Here is a 17,963-nt window from a genome sequence, read left to right as displayed (position 1 = left end):
AGCTGCTGAGACGATGTCGTTGTTGGCGAGCCGTGCGTCCTGTGCGTTGTAGTTCCTGAACTGTTTGATGTATTTGAAGGAAGCCAGGAAGCCTAGAGCAGGGAAGAAGCATAGCGGAGGTTGTCAAGACTGTAGTTGTCTGATAGTGTGAGGAAAATCTCTTCGAAGATGTTGTTGCGGTCAGCGACGCGTGAGGTCTTAGCCGTTATGATGTCTGTTGGCGTGTAGCAGTTATCACCGAAGAAAGGTGCCATGTTTCCTGTGAAAGGCACCCAGTAGATGGTCCAAGGATCATCATTATTGGAGGCATAAACATGGGGCTCTCCTTGCGGGATGATGAAATACTGCTGCTTCTTTATTGTGTCGTAACTTTGCAACCGTAAAACTTACAGACTTATGAACTCGAAAAACTCAAAAGCTTACATTTACTTCAGTTGTCTTGTCGGTGCTTTCGGCTTTGCCTTCTTCGCATTGAGACTGAAGGAGACAAAAGGACAAAAGTTGCAGTAGTAGCCCCCCTTACCCCTCCTCCCCCATCCAGGAGAGGGGGCTGATTACATTCAAAAATAATAGAAACAACAAATAAAATATAGAATTCGGCCTATTACCCACAAAAGTAATTAGTGTTTACTGAATAATCATAACTTACTAATTGTTAGATAAATATTTGCTATTTGATTCATCTTTTTCACATAAAATTAGTACCTTTGTGGTGTTAAAAGGAGTACACATATGAAGTATACATCGCAGAATAAGAACAAGCAATTAACCCCGGATATGTTCCGATCTTCGTTTGAAGATTTGGACAAGCATAACCGTTGGGTCGTTCTCGGCGATATGCTTCCCTAGGCAGAATTGGAGAAGATATACAACTCCAAATTGCATAACGATGAGCGAGGGGCTGGCAACAAGCCAATACGCATGGTTATAGGCGCAATGATCATCAAACACAAGCTTAATCTGTCTGATGAGGAGACTATACAGATAATACGTGAGAATCCGTATATGCAATATTTTCCGCTTTTCTATTAATAGTCTCCTAAAAATAGTGTAATTTTGTGGCCGAATCGTAAAGAAACCATAAAAACGAATCTGCAAGAAATGGAATTAACAGAGGGAACCGTTATCAGAATGTTGCAGGATGGGAAGGAAGAGGGGTACCGATTCCTTTTCAAGGTTCATTATGCGCCTCTGTGCGCCATTGCCAACGAATATGTGCGAGACGACTTTGCGGCGGAGACGATTGTTGCTGATGTCTTCTTCCACGTCTGGCAAATCAGGCATTCACTGGAAATTCATGTCTCTCTGAGAAACTATTTGGCGGTGAGTGTCCGCCGCCATTGCATCGACTGGATAAGGCAGCAGACGCAGAAGAACTATACCGATTCGTCCTTAACCGGCGAAAGCAATATAGTGGACGACAGTGAGCCTTTGGCGCATCTGTTGGATGGAGAATTAGAGAAGGTCGTGCAGGACGCTGTTGACCGTCTGCCCGCCGATTGCCGACATGTGTTCAAGATGAGCCGCTATGACGGAAAGAAGAATGGAGAGATAGCCAAAGAACTTGGTATCTCTGTCAATACTGTGAAGTATCATCTGAAGCATGCCTTGAAGATTCTTCGCAACGATCTTGCTCAATACTTAGAACTGCTCTTTTTCATCATTGTCGTCCAACAATAAATTTATTTAGAAAATTTCTGTTTATCTCACTACCCACCTTTCTTTTTCCTTCGTCCTCTTAATGTAAAAACCCAGATATGAACATCTATCAAGAAGACTTGATCATTCAATTGCTTTGCGGCGAGCTGAATCATGAGGGAAAGGAAGAACTTCGTAACTGGATTGCGATTTCTAACGAAAATAGAAACTATGTTCAAGCCCAAGAAGAAATCTGGTTTTCGTCCGTAAACAGAAAGGAGCTTGTAAGATATGATGCCTCCAAAGCATTTGAATCCTTCCTCAGCCACATCGCTGAAGCCGGGGCTGACAAGCAGGAGAAAGCCTCCAACAGGCTTCACCGTCTGTTCCGCTATGCGGCAATGATTGCAATTGTCGCCCTGATCTCATTCTTTGCATACCAACATGGACCAAGGCGGCTGAGTGAGGAATTTGCCGAAATCGTAATCGAACCTGCTCCCGGCTCAAGGACAAAAACCATATTGTCCGACGGGACATCCGTCTGGCTCAACTCCGGCTCAAAGCTCACTTACTCACAAGGATTCGGTCTGAAAGACAGACAGGTTTCCTTGGAGGGAGAGGGATTCTTCGAAGTTACCAAGAACAAGGACCTCCCGTTCTCGGTCAAGTCAGGAATCCTGCAAGTAAATGTATTGGGAACCAAGTTTAACTTCCGCGACTATCCCGAAGACCCCGAAGCCGAGGTGCCCTTGTCGGAAGGCTTCGTATCCCTGAAAAGCCTGATGAAAAACAACCACGAATCCCAAACCTTGATTCCAGGACAACGGGCAGTGCTCATCAAGAAGACCGGAAAAATTGAAGTTGACGAATACGAAGTCGGAAAATCACGCATGTGGACTCGGGGTTTCTTGATTCTGGACGGAGAATCCATTTACAGCATTGCCAAGAAGCTGGAAAGATTCTATGGCGTGAAAGTTACGGTCTCTTCGAAAGCACTTGAACAATTCCATTTCTATGGCGACTTTATCCGGCAAGAACAATCACTCACCGATGTCCTTAAAGTCTTGGAGGGAACAGGGAACTCCATTACAAGATAGAAGGCAAAAATGTAATCCTATACTGAATCTATTAATAACTCTACAATTATGTTAATCTTAAAAACCGCAGACATGAAACTGATAAGAGCAGTAATCTAAGCCAGAGATGAAAAAGCAGAAAGAAGTGGAAGTTCTTTCTGCCGTAGTAACCTCTCTAAACAACCGTGTACAGTATGCCTATAAGAGAACCTTCACAAAGTTAATGTTTTTCTTATAGAAACAACTTAATCTTAAATTAATAACATTAATCACAATTTTAACATGAATCTAAAGAAAATCATTCTATTGGCTATCGTTTTTAGCTATGGCATGGTGTCATTAGCCCAAAGCCTTAATCTGAACCTGAAGAATGTCTCGGTTAAGAAAGCCATGGCGGAATTGTATCAAAAGACGGGATACTCTTTTGTCTACGAAGCTGCTGATCTCAATACATCCAGGGAGGTTTCCGTTAATGCAACAAGCTTGGAAAAGGCAATAGAACAGATTCTGGCAGGTCAGGATGTAGACTATAAGGTACAAGGAAAAAATATCATTGTATCCCATAGAGTGCAAAAAAAACCTTCCGCTTCTAATGGTAAAAATCATACCGTAGTCGGAAAAATCACCGACAAAAACGGTGAACCCATTATCGGAGCATCCGTAAAGGTAAAAGGAACAAACCTCGGTACAGTAACGGATATTGACGGAAACTTCTCCATGGATGTACCCGACAGATCCGACCTTGAAATATCTTATGTAGGCTTTCAGACGCAGACCGTCAAGTCGCCCGGCAAGCAAGTTTCCGTGAACTTAATCGAAGACATGGAGGCTCTGGACGAAGTTGTCGTGATTGGCTATGGAAGTCGCCAGAAAAAAGATATCACCACCTCTATTTCCAATATTGATTCCAAGGATATTGCAAAAGTTGTGAGTATGACTCCTGATATGTCCATGCAAGGAACCATGTCGGGCGTTCAGGTAATCGGTAACGAGGGCGATCCGAATGCCCGTACTACCGTGCGTATCCGTGGTATCAATACCTGGGGCATCAGCTCTCCACTCTATGTTATCGATGGCATTCCTATCAAGGAGTATGGTGCCGGGGTGGAAAACGATAATTGGTATCGAGGTAATATCAACATATTAGCGATGATCGATCCTAATGACATAGAATCCATCTCTGTATTAAAAGACGCCGCCTCGGCTGCCATCTATGGTCTGAAAGCCTCCAATGGTGTTATTCTCATCACAACGAAGAAAGGAGTCCGTAACCAAGTCCGCGTAAATTATTCCCAGCGAATCGGCTTTGAGAACCAATGGCAACGCGTAAAGCCTCTGATGAACACGAAACAGTTTGCCGATTTCTATAATGCACTTCTTGATACGGACGAAAACAGATTGCAAGACGAAGATCCTACCAATAAACCATTTTTTGATCCTTCAGATCCCGCATATCTTGGCAATAGTCCAACTTATGATTGGCAGAAAGCTTCCTTGACAGACAACCCCATGACACAAGACTATTCCGTCAGTATTAATGGAGGAGGTAAGTCCAATGACTATATGGCCAGCTTTAGCTATGCAGACCATGATGGCGTAAAGTTAGGAAACTGGATGAAGCGTTATTCCGGCGCTCTCAAATTGAATGCGGATATTAACGATTATGTGCGATTCGGCACCAATATCCGTGTAGCTTATGGCACCAGCGGCAATGCCCCTTATACTCCAAGTTTGATAGAGGCTGCACAATATTCCCCTTGGCAACCCATTTATGATGAGAGCGGATTGGGAGGATATGCACAGACTATTAAAGGATATGTTAATGGAATATGGGATACCACCACACTGTATGGAACTAACACCAAAAACAATTTTGTAGGCCGTCAACATTATAACTATCAGGACAACTCCTCCCTGCGAATGATGTGGAATGCTTATTTGGAAATCGAGCCCATTAAGAACTTAAAGCTTAGAGGGACTATCGACATGGACCGTTTTACGAACAGTGTGAATTATTTCGAATATGGCAAAGCCAATGTTCTTTTATGGAATGGAGTTGATCCAGAAAATTCCTATGCGCCGGGTTCTGTAGGCGATTATTATGAACGTAGTATAACCAATACAAACTTTATCTACGAATTCAACGCAAATTATAAATTTACACTTTATAAGAAACATAACTTTGATGCCTTGTTCGACATTACTGGACAGAAATTCCATATCAAAGGTTCTAGCTGTTCCACACAATCTGTAACATCCTTGAATAAACATATACACTCCATTGGAGGAGAGAACCAGTATACTAATGCAGGAACATTCCAACAACGTGAAGCGTTAGCTGGATTTCTTTTCCGCCTCTCCTATAATTATGAACAGAAATACTATTTGGATGCAACAGTCCGGCGTGACGGCAGCGTCCGATTTGCCCGAGAGAATCGATGGGGAACTTTCCCTGGTATCTCTGCAGCATGGCGTATATCCTCTGAACCATTTATGCAGAAATACAGAAACTGGATAGACGACATCAAAATACGCACAAGTTGGGGACAACTTGGGAATCAGGAAGTTGCCAGCTATGCTTATCTTGCAACAATAACAACAAGACCAAATTATGTCTTTGGAAACAATCCCTTAAATATAGGTAGAGGATACTACAGTTCTGGAGCTGCTGCCTATGGACTTGCCAATAGCGACCTTAAATGGGAAAAGACAACTACAACCAACTTTGGTATAGATTTTACACTTTTTCACGATTTGAGTGGTTCTATAGAATATTATCATAAGTTAACTGATGGTATCCTTGAGTCCGTCTCGCTCGCACCAAGTGCAGGTTTTGTAGATCAACCATCCGCCAATATTGGCTCTGTTCGCAATACCGGAATAGAAATCAATTTGAATTACTCCCATTCTATCAAGGATTTCAATTTTAGTGTAGGTGGTAATTTTACCACGGTCCGTAATCGAGTTGTAAAGATTGAAGGCGGGTCTCCGCTAATCCTGTCTTCTTCCGTAGGGAACATAGAAAAGGGAAAGTCCATGGGATATCTGAGAGGCTATCAATTGGGGGGATTCTTCCAAACTAAAGAAGAAGCACAGGAATATCTCAAAAAGGTGAATGATGTAAGCTATATTAAGGAATATATCACGGCAGGCGATGCTTGGTTCAAGGATATAAACGGTGCTCCTAAAAAAGAAGGCGAGGCTTACTCTGTAGGTCCGGATGGCATCGTAGATTCTTATGATATGACTTATTTGGGGAAATCGCTTCCCGGATATTTCTATGGTTTCAATCTCTCTGCTAATTGGCATAACTTCAGCTTTTTTGCCCAGTTTAGTGGAGTGGGCGATGTACAAAAGGTCAATCCTGTAAAATCAAGCTTCTTGATAACGGGTGCCTCAAATACTCATACGACCGATGCACTAAACTATTGGAGGGAGGATAACAAAAATGCACTGCTACCACGCTTGGATGCCCATTTTGCCTGCAGTCCAGGCCGCATAGCCTGGATAGAAGATGCGGATTATCTGCGTCTGGCCAATATACAATTGGGTTACACACTTCCACAGAGTGTGTACAAATGCACCAATTATATTGTCAAGAATTGCAATCTTTATTTGGGTATTTCCAATCTCTTTACCATTACAGGGTACTCTGGCTTGGATCCGGAAGATGACAATAATCCCGCTCCACGCATTTACTACATGGGATTGAATCTGACTTTTTAATACTATATATTATGAGCAAATTTCATTTAATTAAAAATATAAAAGTATCTGTTTTCCTCGGGCTTGTTTGCATGCTCATGTCCTGCAACGGTTTCTTGGAGGATGGAATCGATACCATCTATCAAGAAGATAATTATTTTGAAAATCAAAATAAGGTGGAAAGGGGAATCGGTGCTATTTATGCTGAAGTGGGAGAAATCTTCGGTCCACATTTTCAACAAGGTGTATTTGCAAAAGGACCATTAAGTGAACTTATGTTTCTTCCTGGTGATAATATAACATCAAGTAATGATAATGGCCGAGATTTTGATGGCTTTTATCTGACGACCGACAATGGTATTATTTGGAGCTACTGGTCTATTTGTTATGCCATTTTGAACAGAGCCAATTTTATGTTGGACAAATTAAGCGATCCTGACACAGAGGCTGTTTGCACGACCCCAGGATATGCAGATTGGTGCAAGGGAGAATGCTATTTTATTCGTGGCTGGGTAAATATGATGCTATGGAATCATTTTCGGAAAGCACCTAATCAAAATATGCGTATTAAGAGTCTTAGTACATCTTCGCTACCGCCTACCGTCGGCTTTGAACTTCTCGATCAGGCTATTACTGATTTGAAACAGGCAGAACAACTTTTGCCAAAATCTTGGGACGAAAAAAACAAGGGGCGTGTATTCAAGAACTCTGCACGAGGAATGTTGGTTAAGTGTTATGTTTTGCGGGCAAACTATGCCAAGTTATATAATGGAGATGCTCAGCAAGATTATAAGAACGCTATCAGCGCGTTCAATTCAATGGATGAAACGACCACTATTGTGGGAGTTCCATTTGGAGACAATTTCGACTATCGCTCAGAGAATAATGCAGAATCTCTATTTGAATATCAGGCAAGTACAAATCCGTCAGAATCAGACAATCCATGGTTGGATGGTAATATTGGCTATGGTAGTGGTCCAATAGGCATAACAAATATAGAATTTTACCAAACATATTATGTTTATGGATGCATGTTTGGTCCTAGTGACAAATTAATTAAGAGCTTTGAAAGCGATGATCCGAGAAAAGTAGAAACACTACGCTCCTCATCCATCGGAGTGGATCCACAATATAATTGGCTGACACCTTCAGATTGGGGAAATAATTTTAATGGCTGGCAATTTGTGAAATACATCAATGGTGCCCGTCGAGGTCCGCTTGATCCCGATTTTGGAATTACCTCTTGTAATAATCCGCGTATCCTGAGGTTTGCCGATGTAAAACTTCTTGCAGCCGAAGCGTATTTAGAAACAGGAGACGAGGCATCTGCCCGTAGACAAGTGAACGATATTCGTAAGCGTGCAAGGCTTTCTACGCCGGACGGGACAGAGGCTGCGGTTCCAGCGGATTATACCCGTACCATTACAATGGATGATATCATGGATGAACGTCTAAAAGAGTTAGCCGGCGAACCCTTCATACGATGGATGGACCTCTGTCGGTGGCACGCTGCCGGCTTCATCAATCTGGATGAATGGGCAAAAGCCCCTGTAGAAAAATGGGGATACTCATCTACCAAGTCCAAACTCCAGTTTGAATCTTCCACACACCTGCTATTCCCTATTCCCTACGCAGAGATGACAAGCAACTCTCTAATGATGGGAAGCGGTAATAATCCAGGATATAACTAAATAGAAAAGTCTTGTAATTATCTATATTTGGGAAAAGAGAAAGTAATTGTTTTAAATAACTTTAAAAATAATCTTTCTCTTCTTCCCTGCTATTTACATAAAAGACTTTTAAAAAATATAGTAAATAAACCTATATTTTAGCAAGAACCATTATTAAATAAAAAGACATGAAAAAGCTGATTTTGTTATGTATTCTATGTGTAAGTACAGTTTTTAATGCGAAAGCCCAGAAATGGGAAAATCTTGCGGATACCCCTTTAATGGGATGGAGTTCTTGGAACTGTTTTGCTGATAAAATCGACGAAGAAAAAATAGTAGGCATCATAGATGCCGTAGTGTCTTCCGGACTTAAAGATGCTGGCTATGTCTATGTAAATATTGATGACTGTTGGCATGGAAAGCGCGATGCCAACGGGTTTATAACAGTTAACGAGCAGAGGTTTCCCCATGGCATGAAGTGGCTGGCAGACTATGCGCATGCCAAAGGGCTGAAATTAGGTATTTATTCATGTGCAGGATATCAAACCTGTGCAGGACTTCCAGGGAGTTATGGACACGAATATCAGGATGCTTTACAATATGCACGCTGGGGTATAGATTTTCTGAAAGAGGATTGGTGTAATACCCCCGATCTGAATCCAAAGGCTGCATATCAACTCATGAGTGATGCCTTGAGAACTGCCGGCCGGCCTATTTACTTTAATCTATGCGAATGGGGACGCAACCAACCTTGGCATTGGGCCAGAGACATGGCACACTCATGGCGAACTACGGGAGACATAGGCGTAGGCTTTGCGGAACTCATAAAACACTATGAGGAAGGTGCCTGGAGACCTAATACCGTCATGAAGAATCTGGAACTTACAGACACACTTCGCCAATATGCAGGACCTGGGCATTGGAATGATCCAGACATGCTGGAAGTAGGTAATGGTATGACACAGAGTGAAGACCGCGCGCATTTCACAATGTGGTGCATGTTGGCTGCTCCTCTTGTATTGGGAAATGACATTCGCACGATGAGTGATGCAACCAAAGGAATTGTATTAAACAAAGACATGATTGCCATAGACCAGGACAAACTGGGGGTGCAAGGGCTGCATTTCTGCGATACGCAAGGACTTGCCCTCTGGTTTAAGCCTCTTGCCAACGGAGACTGGGCATTCACCATTCTTAATGCAACGAAAAATGATGTAAGGTTTGGTCTCAATTGGCAGGAATTTAATCTTACAGACTCTCAGGTTTCTAAAAAAAGCACGAACTTCAATACCACAGTTTATCGGGTGTACAATCTATGGAGCCACAAATTTGAGGGGAAAACAAGTAAAAAGAACAAGATTGAGCGGACACTTACCATACCCTCGCACGATGTGGTCTCTTATCGTCTCATGTTGAATCAATAATATTGGTATCTATGAATCTTCGTATAAAAATATCTACCATGGCATTCTCCTTTACTTTCCTGGCATTTGCATCAATGCCTAGGGAGGCAAAGGCGGATATAGTTATATATCCATCGGAATTCGTCGGATCAATTAAATTAATGAATGCCATCAACAATGGCCCCGTCAAAGCGGGGAGTGAGCAGACGCGCGGTAACTTCGATGCTTACCGAGCAGCCCATATCCCGTATGCAAGAACGCATGATGCATCATTCTGTGCTGCCTATGGCGGTGAGCATTCTGTCGATATCTCGGCTATATTCCCAGACTTCAACAAAAAGGTTACGGACGAAAAAGCTTATGACTTTACTCTTACTGATTTATACCTAAAGTCCATTCAAGATGCCGGTACAGGCATATTTTTCCGGCTGGGTCAAAAGATTGAGCATGCGCCGAAGAAATATTATATCTTGCCTCCTAAGGATTTCAAAAAGTGGGCACAGATATGTGAGCATATCATCCGTCATTATACTGAAGGCTGGAATAATGGCTATAAGTGGAATATCAAATACTGGGAAATATGGAACGAGCCCGATCTCGACTACGACCATGATGCCTGGAAAACAAACCCTAAAACCTGGGGAGGTTCCCAGGCCCAGTTCTTCGAGTTCTACAAGACGGTAGCCCTGCATCTCAAGAAAAGCTTCCCCCACTTAAAAATAGGAGGACCCGCACTCTGCTACAATGACAAATGGGCTGAGGCTTTCTTGCAATATATGCAACAGAATAACATTTCTATAGACTTTTTCTCTTGGCACAGTTATTCACGCACACCTGAAGAAATAGCTAATAACGCAGATAAAAAGAAACAGCTTCTCATAAAATACGGCTATGGCAACTCAGAATCTATTTTGGATGAATGGAACTATGTAAAAGGATGGACAGCCGACTTCCCCTATACCGTCAATGTAATCAAGGGACAAAAGGGTGCGGCCTTTACAGCAGGTGTCATGAATGCCTGTCAACAGAAGCCTGTAGACATGTTGATGTATTATGACGCACAGCCAACCATATTCAACGGTCTTTTTGATCTCTACTCCTTTGCCCCGAACCAGTGTTATTATAGCTTCTATGCATGGAACAAACTCGTTGAGTTCGGACAACAAGTAAAGGCTACGGGCGACTACGATGATATCTATTTCACGGCTGCCTGTAAGGATGGCAAGATCCGGCTGATGGTAGTCCGATATAACGACGACGACAATCAGACGGCCGCAGAAAAGGTAACCGTCCGCTTAGCGTCAAGAGCCATCCGTCAGGCCATAAGCCATGTTACCGACGGAGTCCATCTCTACACAGAAGTACCTGTGGATATTAAAGACGGGACAATAGAACTTTGGATGGAAGCCAACTCTTTTACGCTGCTCGAGTTAGAATGATAGTTTCTATCCCTTGAACTAAGGATAAAGAATGAAGATGATATGCGTGTCATTGGAATACTAAAAATTCCAGAACCCACATGCGCACACTCTACCGTACTTCATATATAACATTGATTCTATAATGCACAGCAAGAATATGGGAATATCCGGAAGAGCCTTTCTCCTCTTTCTTATGATACACCCTTCTATCACTATGATAGAAATCTCGTCGCATCCAGTCCAAGCCGACATATTGTCGCACGAAGATCGTGTCTATGACTTGGTCGGACAGATGACACTGGAAGAGAAAATATATGTACTCGAAAGTGATTTCTTCTATAGGGGATGCGAACGACTGGGAATCCCCCGCATTGAGACTGCCGACGGCCCTTCCGGAGTTGCGTCATGGGGACTTAAAGGCCGGGCTACAGCATTTCCATGCCAATTAGCTCTGGCCGCCTCATGGAATCGCAGCCTGGCTCGTCATATCGGGAGTCTGTATGCAAAGGAATGGCGCGCCAGAGGCATCAATGTGTTCTATGGTCCGGGAGTGAACATCTACCGATCGTCAAAAGACTCCAGGAATTTTGAGTATATGGGAGAAGACCCTTATCTTGCCTCGGAAATGGCTGTATCGCTTATTAAAGGAATACAGCAGGGAGGAGTCATCGCAACCGTCAAGCATTTCGTTGCCAATGATCAGGAGTTTGATCGGTATAAAGTGAGTAGTGAAGTAGATGAGCGGACTTTGCATGAAATCTATTTTCCTCCCTTTAAGGCAGCTGTTCAAAGAGCGGATGTAAAGGCTGTTATGATGGGATACAACCTTGTGAACGGCATTTATTGTGCCCAAAACAGATATCTGATGAAAGACATTCTTAGAGATTCCTGGGGGTTCAAAGGAACGATTATGTCAGACTGGGGAGCTACTCATGCTGCATACGAATCCGTTGAAGCGGGATTGGATATGGAATTGGGAACCTTCGATTATCTGAACAAGGAAAAACTCCTGCCACTTATAAAATCCGGGAAAATAAGAGAAAGCCAGATTGACTCTATGGTAACCCATATCTTCCTGCCCTGTTTTGAGCTGGGCATCTTTGACCGGAAAACGGTGAAGGACACATCGATTCCCACATTTAACGAGGAGGCAAACAAAGCTGCTTACCAAGAAGCGTGTGAAGGAATCATTCTCCTTAAGAACGAAAAAAACATACTTCCTTTGGCTTCACCAAAGACAATTGCCGTCATCGGCCCTAACGCCAATCCGAATATCGTTGATGATAATGTATACGATGTAAAAGGAGCATCTTATGGCGGAGGTGGAAGCTCTAAGGTAAGCCCCTGGTATGTAGTCAATGACATGGAAGGTATTCGCCGTGCTTTTCCGAATGCGAGGATATTATACCACGAAGGAGTCTCTAATGCCTATAAGCGCAACTTGTTCAAACACTCTTCTTTCCAGACACAAGAAGGCCGTCGTGGGCTTACGGGATCTTACTACATGCTGGATGAACAAAATCCTGAAAAGGTGCTTAAGCCAAGCATTCAAAGAGTTGATGCAACCATTAACTTCAACTGGGCGGAAGGCTCCTCTGATGTCAAGGCCTTGGGGAAGAATTACAGAATCCAATGGGATGGGTATATCGCTTCGGAAAAAGACGACTCGGTGGTATTCCTCGTGGATGCTCAAGGCGGCTACCGACTGACCGTCGACGGCAGGATTGTCATCGACGAGAGGAACTCGCAGTCGTTTGCCAACAGATATGTAAGGGTTGCTTCCAAAAGAAATGAGAGGATATCCGTCAGACTGGAATATTGGAACCAGAATTCCAATCCTGCAGAGATTCGTCTCGCATGGGACTACGCTTCCTCAGTAGACACTTCCGAAGCGATCAGGATAGCTTCCAAGGCAGACTATGTAATATTCTGCGGAGGACTCGATGCCAGCCTGGAATTCGAAGGAACAGATCGTCAATTTGAGCTTCCATATGGGCAGGATGAATTGATTAATTCCCTAACTAAAGTCAATCCCAACATCATTGTCGCCCTTCATGGAGGCGGAAGTCTTAGAATGACGCCCTGGATAGACCATGTGGCGGCGGTTATTCATTTGCTCTATCCCGGGCAAGAAGGCGGAACTGCATTCGGCGACATTTTGTCTGGCAAGGTAAATCCTTCGGCCAAGTTATCATTTACCATAGAAAAGGAATGGAAAGATTCTCCTGCCTATGGCAACTATGATGAAACGCGAAAAGAGCGGAAAGTCTACTATCGTGAAGGGATATTTGTCGGCTATAGGGGTTATGAGCATCAGGGGATAAAGCCCTTGTTCCCGTTTGGACATGGACTTTCATACACTAATTTCGACTATTCCAACTTGAAGGTTCAGGTTATTGACAGGAAAAACGGATGTGTAAAGGTAACCATGGACATTACCAATACAGGCCAGAGGGATGGTGCCGAAGTGGTGGAACTATATGTACACGACGCAAAAAGCAAGCTAAAGAGACCTTATAAGGAACTGAAGGACTTTGAAAAGGTATTCCTGAAACCCGGTGAAACGAAATCTATCGAGATGAACTTGTGCAAAGAGGCTTTCGAATATTATGATCCGGACCTGCACAAATGGGTTCTGGAACCGGGCGTTTTCGATATATTAGTAGGTTCCTCATCAGAAAATATAAGATTAAAGGGAAATATTCGTTTATAAATTTAAAAACAGTTGATATGAAGAAAAACATGAAAGGTGCGATGCACAAATGTCGGATATGCCTATGCTTGTGTCTACTGTTCGCTACATCGGCTATAAACAGTCAAAACATTATCCCGTCGCCGGTAAGCCAGAAATCATTGGGAGGAAAGATTAGGGTCAAGAGCATAGATGCCAAGATTGATAAATCGCTCAACCTCCCGGCAGAGGGATATTCTTTGAAAATTAAGGGTAACAAGGCTATTATCCGGGCAAAAGACTACCAAGGATTAGTTTGGAGCAAGGCCACCTTAAAGCAATTGGAAGATGAAAAGGGAATGACCCCACAGACTTCTATCATTGACTATCCAGCCTTCCCTATCCGCGGCTTCATGCACGACACGGGAAGAAACTTCAGGTCTGTGGCACAGTTGAAAAGGGAACTTGACCTATTTTCATTCTATAAACTGAATGTGTTTCACTGGCATCTGACCGACAATCCGGCCTCGCGCATAGAATCCAAGGCGTTTCCACAGCTCAACGATCCTAAATACCAAAGAAAAGACCGCGACCAAGGCAAGTATTATACCTACGACGAGATACGCGATGTCATAGCCTATGCCAAGGAACGGGGCATCACCGTCATTCCCGAAATCGATATGCCGGGGCATAGCGAATACTTCACGAATGCCTTCGGCTTCCCGATGGCATCCAAGGAGGGTATGAAGGTATTGGAGACATTGGTCAAGGAGTTCTTTACCGAGATCCCCCGGGCACTCTGCCCGTATATTCATTTCGGGTCAGACGAAATCACGATCGCTCACCCTGACGAGTTCATGGCCTTCTGCGAGCGGGTGGCAAAGCAGAATGACAGGGAAGTCCTGGCATGGAACCCGGGTCTGGAAGGCTCCGGCGAGGTCATCTATCAGGTATGGAGAGCTGCCGTGGGAGAAGCCATTGAAAAGACGGGATGCACCCATCGCTATATCGATTCGTACATGGGCTATCTCAATACAGGAAACCCGATATTCAACCTGTACAAATGTTTCATGCACACTCCCTGTGGCGTTGAGAGGACCGACGGCAAGGCCCTTGGAGGCATTCTGTGTCTATGGAATGATGTGCGGGTGGCGGACAAGAGCCTGACCTTCCCCCACAACGGCATGCCGGAGGCCCTGCTCCCTTTCTCCGAGAGGTTCTGGAGAGGGGGCAAAGGGGTGTCCGTGGCAGAAGAAGACCTGATACCTGGCCCGTCGACGAGCCTTTGGAAGAAGATGCATGACTTTGAAAAGAAGATGGCATACCATCGAGACAGATTCCTCAAAGACTGGAATGTAAGATGGGTTGGCAGTCTCGATGAACACTGGGAGGTGAGCCTGCCTGAGCGCAGGGGCACCAGCATCGATTCCATGAAGTGGGTAGACGCATGGGGAGGTGTGGTAGATATAAAGGCTTTGGCCCGGAAGCATCATGTGGAAATACTCCCCACCATGGACGCATGGATGAAGACCCGCATCTTCAGTCCTAAAGACACCGTGGTTTACGCATGGGTGGGATTCGAGACCCCGGCCCGTTCCAGCAGGATGTCCGACGGCATAGGCTATCAAGGACAATGGGAAGCGCAGGGGAGACTCTTCGTGAACGGAAGAGAAATCTTTCCGCCGGAGCTCTGGAACGAGCCGGGCAGATATCGCTCATTTGAGCATACATGGCACACACCGCTTAACGAAATGCCTTACACTAACGAGCAGTTGTTCTGGATGAGGAAACCTGCCGGCATACCCTTGAGAGCCGGCGAGAACACCATCCTGCTGTATTGCCCGCGGGTGTTTCCGAATGAGACATGGTTCGTTAGCTTCATCCCGCTGTCCATGGATGCCTCCGGACATGTATCAGAAGTGAAAGGCATCAGCTTTTCAAAGAACCGCCATTAAACTCCCGAGAGGTTGAGAGCATTGTAAGTTAGAGATCATAATAACGATTTAGGTGAAGCCTGCAGGCACAATGAACTGAAGCAGGTACTTGTATTTTTAAGTTGGATATCTCGTCGGGATGACGAGCGCTAATAAGCGTTGGGATCCCGGGAACATGCTTTTCTCCCGGGAATCTTTCTACACTGCCCTGGGATAAGGCGACTTGAACTGCATTTAAGTAGGGTCTACTAATTAAATGCAAACTTCTGACTATTAATTGTTCATAACATAACGTGAGTTCGATGAATTTAGAACAGAGTAAGTTGACGGTCAATGGAACGTTCAACAGCAATGGAGGGCTTCTTTGGGGAAAAACAATATGCAGCCAAGGCCGCCAGTGTATTGACCACGAAGTTCTCGACGCTTCTGTGCCTCGAATGCTCAACCTGGGCAATGTTCTTCAACTCATCATTGACGGTTTCTATGATGGCTCTCTTTCTAAGCAGGAGCTTGTCGGACACGCTCATCAAGGCTCCCCTCATGTTGTTCTTCAGTTTGGTAATCAGTTGTATCCCGTCCACAAAGAGTCGCTGGAACAAGTCCTTGCCGATATATCCTTTGTCACCGGCAAGTTTGCCATAAAGCACATCCGCGAATGCCTTGGAGTCCAGCGGTTTCCTGTCGTCTACATCACCGGGTGTAATCATGAAGCTTAACAACTCGCCTTTCTCATTACAGATCAGATGAAGTTTGAAGCCGAAGAACCACCCCATGGAGCATTTGCCCCTTTGGGCTATTCCCCTTGAAAGTCTTGTGTATGTGTATACGCTGGTTGCGGCATACCCGAAGCGGTGTGCTGTCCACAAGGCTGATTCCCGTGCACTTGCCCAAAAGTACTTCCTTGATAAATATGGCCAGAGGTATGGCCACCTCGTGCTCAAGTTCGACAAAGTGGTTATGGGAGACTACTTTTGGGAACAAATGCCTCAGGTGCTTGCATACATGCTGCAAGTAAAAATGCTTCAGGCAGCGGTAACCCGAACCATGGAACAGAATCATGATAACCATTACCTCCCCGCCTTCGACAATGTCGAATCGCGATGATATTTGCGCTTATTCTGGGGCTGTATCGTGTATTTTTTCATCTGGGCGTCAAAAACTTTGCAGAAATCATCTGCCATACAATAAATTTCAGTAACTTTGTCCTCGGTGATTATAGCGATTTTTGTCTGTATTTCTTAGTATTTCAACACTATAAAGATGCAACGAATTTTGCTAATCACCAAATTTATAAGTACTTATAATTCATCGAACTCACGTTAATATGGAAGAGACGACAAAACATATAATAGCCGATCTTATCTTCCGCAGTCTTACGGGTGAGGCTACCCCGCACGACGATGATGGACTCAAGCGCTGGCTCTCCGCCTCATCGGAGAACGAGCGTCACTTCAGGCAGTTGAAGGATCTGTGGACTTCGAGTGAGGCTGTCGGCAGCCTGACGCGCTACGATGCTGAGAAAGCCTTCGAGAAGTTCTCGACGCACGTCATGGCAGACGGTGGCTTTTCTCAGGCAGGCTCGGTGCGATCCCGTGACAGTGATATTGCCGAGCCTCTTGCCCCCAGGAAGAAATCATGGCTCCATGCGCCGGTCTGGATACGCTGGGCGGCAGTTATTCTTGTCGTAGCAGGCTGTTGCTGGCAGTTCTACAAGCATGGACAGCTGGGCGTAGAACAGCAGTTGTCGCAGGTCTGCGTAGAGGCTCCCGTAGGTTCGCAGGCCATCGCAACTCTACCCGACGGCACGCGTATCACCCTCAATGCTGGAAGTCGGATCACCTATTCGCAGGGCTTCGGCATCAAAGACCGAGACGTCGCGCTGACGGGTGAAGGATTCTTTGAAGTAGCCCATCAAGGGGAGAAACCGTTCACCGTCACAACAGCGGACATCAGCGTCCGGGACATCGGCACAAAGTTCTGTTTGGCTGATTATCCTGATGACAACGAGGCAACAGTGGTGCTGACCGACGGCACAGTTGAGCTAAAGAACAAGTTTTGTTCCCACAGCGATCCCGTTGTGATGAAGAACGGACAGCGTGCCGTTCTTTCGAAGCGTGACGGTAGGTTGCTTGTTACCGACGATGCTGACGAAAGCGACATGGCGTGGATGACCCATCAGCTGATCTTAGATGGCAAGTCGATCTATGACATCGCCAGAGAGCTCGGGCATGGCTACAACGTGAAGGTGACGGTGGCAGACGACCGGCTCTCCATGTACCATTTCTTCGGATGCTTCGATACAAGCACCCAGTCGCTCCAGGAAATTCTCACGGCCTTGAGAGGTACAGGCAAGCTAAGCTATAGGATCAATGGGAGAAACGTAACCCTCTATTAATGTTACACATTGCAAAAGTAACTCTGTTATAGGAACAGAGCCTATATATA

At 44.7% G+C, this 17,963-nt stretch carries 11 protein-coding genes and 1 pseudogene; 10 read left to right on the top strand and 2 right to left on the bottom strand.

Features of this window, described 5'->3' with window-relative positions:
* Positions 1 to 92: 92 nt before the first annotated feature.
* The gene (locus PREMU_RS15550) at positions 93 to 377 is read right to left on the bottom strand and encodes an AraC family ligand binding domain-containing protein (RefSeq protein ID WP_050796360.1); all 285 of its coding nucleotides are present in this window, start codon (positions 375 to 377) and stop codon (positions 93 to 95) included.
* 478 nt (positions 378 to 855) lie between these two features.
* On the opposite strand from PREMU_RS15550, the gene PREMU_RS15545 reads away from it, so the two are divergent.
* The 9 genes from PREMU_RS15545 to PREMU_RS04560 all read left to right on the top strand — a co-directional run bounded on the left by PREMU_RS15545 (position 856) and on the right by PREMU_RS04560 (position 15,539).
* Positions 856 to 1,032, top strand: a complete 177-nt coding sequence (locus PREMU_RS15545) for a transposase (RefSeq protein ID WP_083819214.1) — start codon at positions 856 to 858, stop codon at positions 1,030 to 1,032.
* A 69-nt stretch (positions 1,033 to 1,101) separates the two neighbouring features.
* Positions 1,102 to 1,680 carry an RNA polymerase sigma-70 factor gene (locus PREMU_RS04595; protein ID WP_007573491.1) on the top strand — a complete coding sequence of 193 codons (579 nt, stop codon included), beginning with the start codon at positions 1,102 to 1,104 and terminating at the stop codon, positions 1,678 to 1,680.
* A 77-nt stretch (positions 1,681 to 1,757) separates the two neighbouring features.
* Entirely contained in the window at positions 1,758 to 2,735 is a 978-nt protein-coding gene (locus PREMU_RS04590) for a FecR family protein (protein WP_007573489.1), read from the top strand.
* Positions 2,736 to 2,996: 261 nt separating this feature from the next.
* Entirely contained in the window at positions 2,997 to 6,440 is a 3,444-nt protein-coding gene (locus PREMU_RS04585; protein WP_007573484.1) for a TonB-dependent receptor, read from the top strand.
* A gap of 11 nt (positions 6,441 to 6,451) precedes the next feature.
* Positions 6,452 to 8,110 carry a RagB/SusD family nutrient uptake outer membrane protein gene (locus PREMU_RS04580; protein ID WP_007573482.1) on the top strand — a complete coding sequence of 553 codons (1,659 nt, stop codon included), beginning with the start codon at positions 6,452 to 6,454 and terminating at the stop codon, positions 8,108 to 8,110.
* 167 nt (positions 8,111 to 8,277) lie between these two features.
* On the top strand, positions 8,278 to 9,513 hold the full coding sequence (locus PREMU_RS04575; RefSeq protein WP_007573480.1) for a glycoside hydrolase family 27 protein: 1,236 nt from the start codon (positions 8,278 to 8,280) through the stop codon (positions 9,511 to 9,513).
* 140 nt (positions 9,514 to 9,653) lie between these two features.
* Entirely contained in the window at positions 9,654 to 10,931 is a 1,278-nt protein-coding gene (locus tag PREMU_RS04570; RefSeq protein ID WP_040557999.1) for a GH39 family glycosyl hydrolase, read from the top strand.
* A gap of 196 nt (positions 10,932 to 11,127) precedes the next feature.
* A complete protein-coding gene (locus PREMU_RS04565; RefSeq protein ID WP_223918557.1) occupies positions 11,128 to 13,626 on the top strand; it encodes a glycoside hydrolase family 3 C-terminal domain-containing protein in 2,499 nt (832 codons plus the stop codon).
* A 17-nt stretch (positions 13,627 to 13,643) separates the two neighbouring features.
* Positions 13,644 to 15,539 (top strand): family 20 glycosylhydrolase, encoded by a 1,896-nt coding sequence (locus PREMU_RS04560; protein WP_007573476.1) that lies wholly within the window; start codon positions 13,644 to 13,646, stop codon positions 15,537 to 15,539.
* 287 nt (positions 15,540 to 15,826) lie between these two features.
* On the opposite strand, the pseudogene PREMU_RS04555 reads toward PREMU_RS04560, so the two are convergent.
* Positions 15,827 to 16,735, bottom strand: a pseudogene (locus PREMU_RS04555) (IS982 family transposase).
* Positions 16,736 to 16,842: 107 nt separating this feature from the next.
* Here PREMU_RS04555 and PREMU_RS04545 point away from each other — a divergent pair.
* Positions 16,843 to 17,913 (top strand): FecR family protein, encoded by a 1,071-nt coding sequence (locus tag PREMU_RS04545; protein WP_007573475.1) that lies wholly within the window; start codon positions 16,843 to 16,845, stop codon positions 17,911 to 17,913.
* Positions 17,914 to 17,963: the final 50 nt, after the last annotated feature.

This window comes from Hallella multisaccharivorax DSM 17128 (genome assembly GCF_000218235.1).
Lineage (GTDB): Bacteria > Bacteroidota > Bacteroidia > Bacteroidales > Bacteroidaceae > Prevotella > Prevotella multisaccharivorax.
The sequence above is the reverse complement of the archived record's forward strand: the minus strand, read 5'-3'. Positions and strand labels throughout refer to the sequence as shown.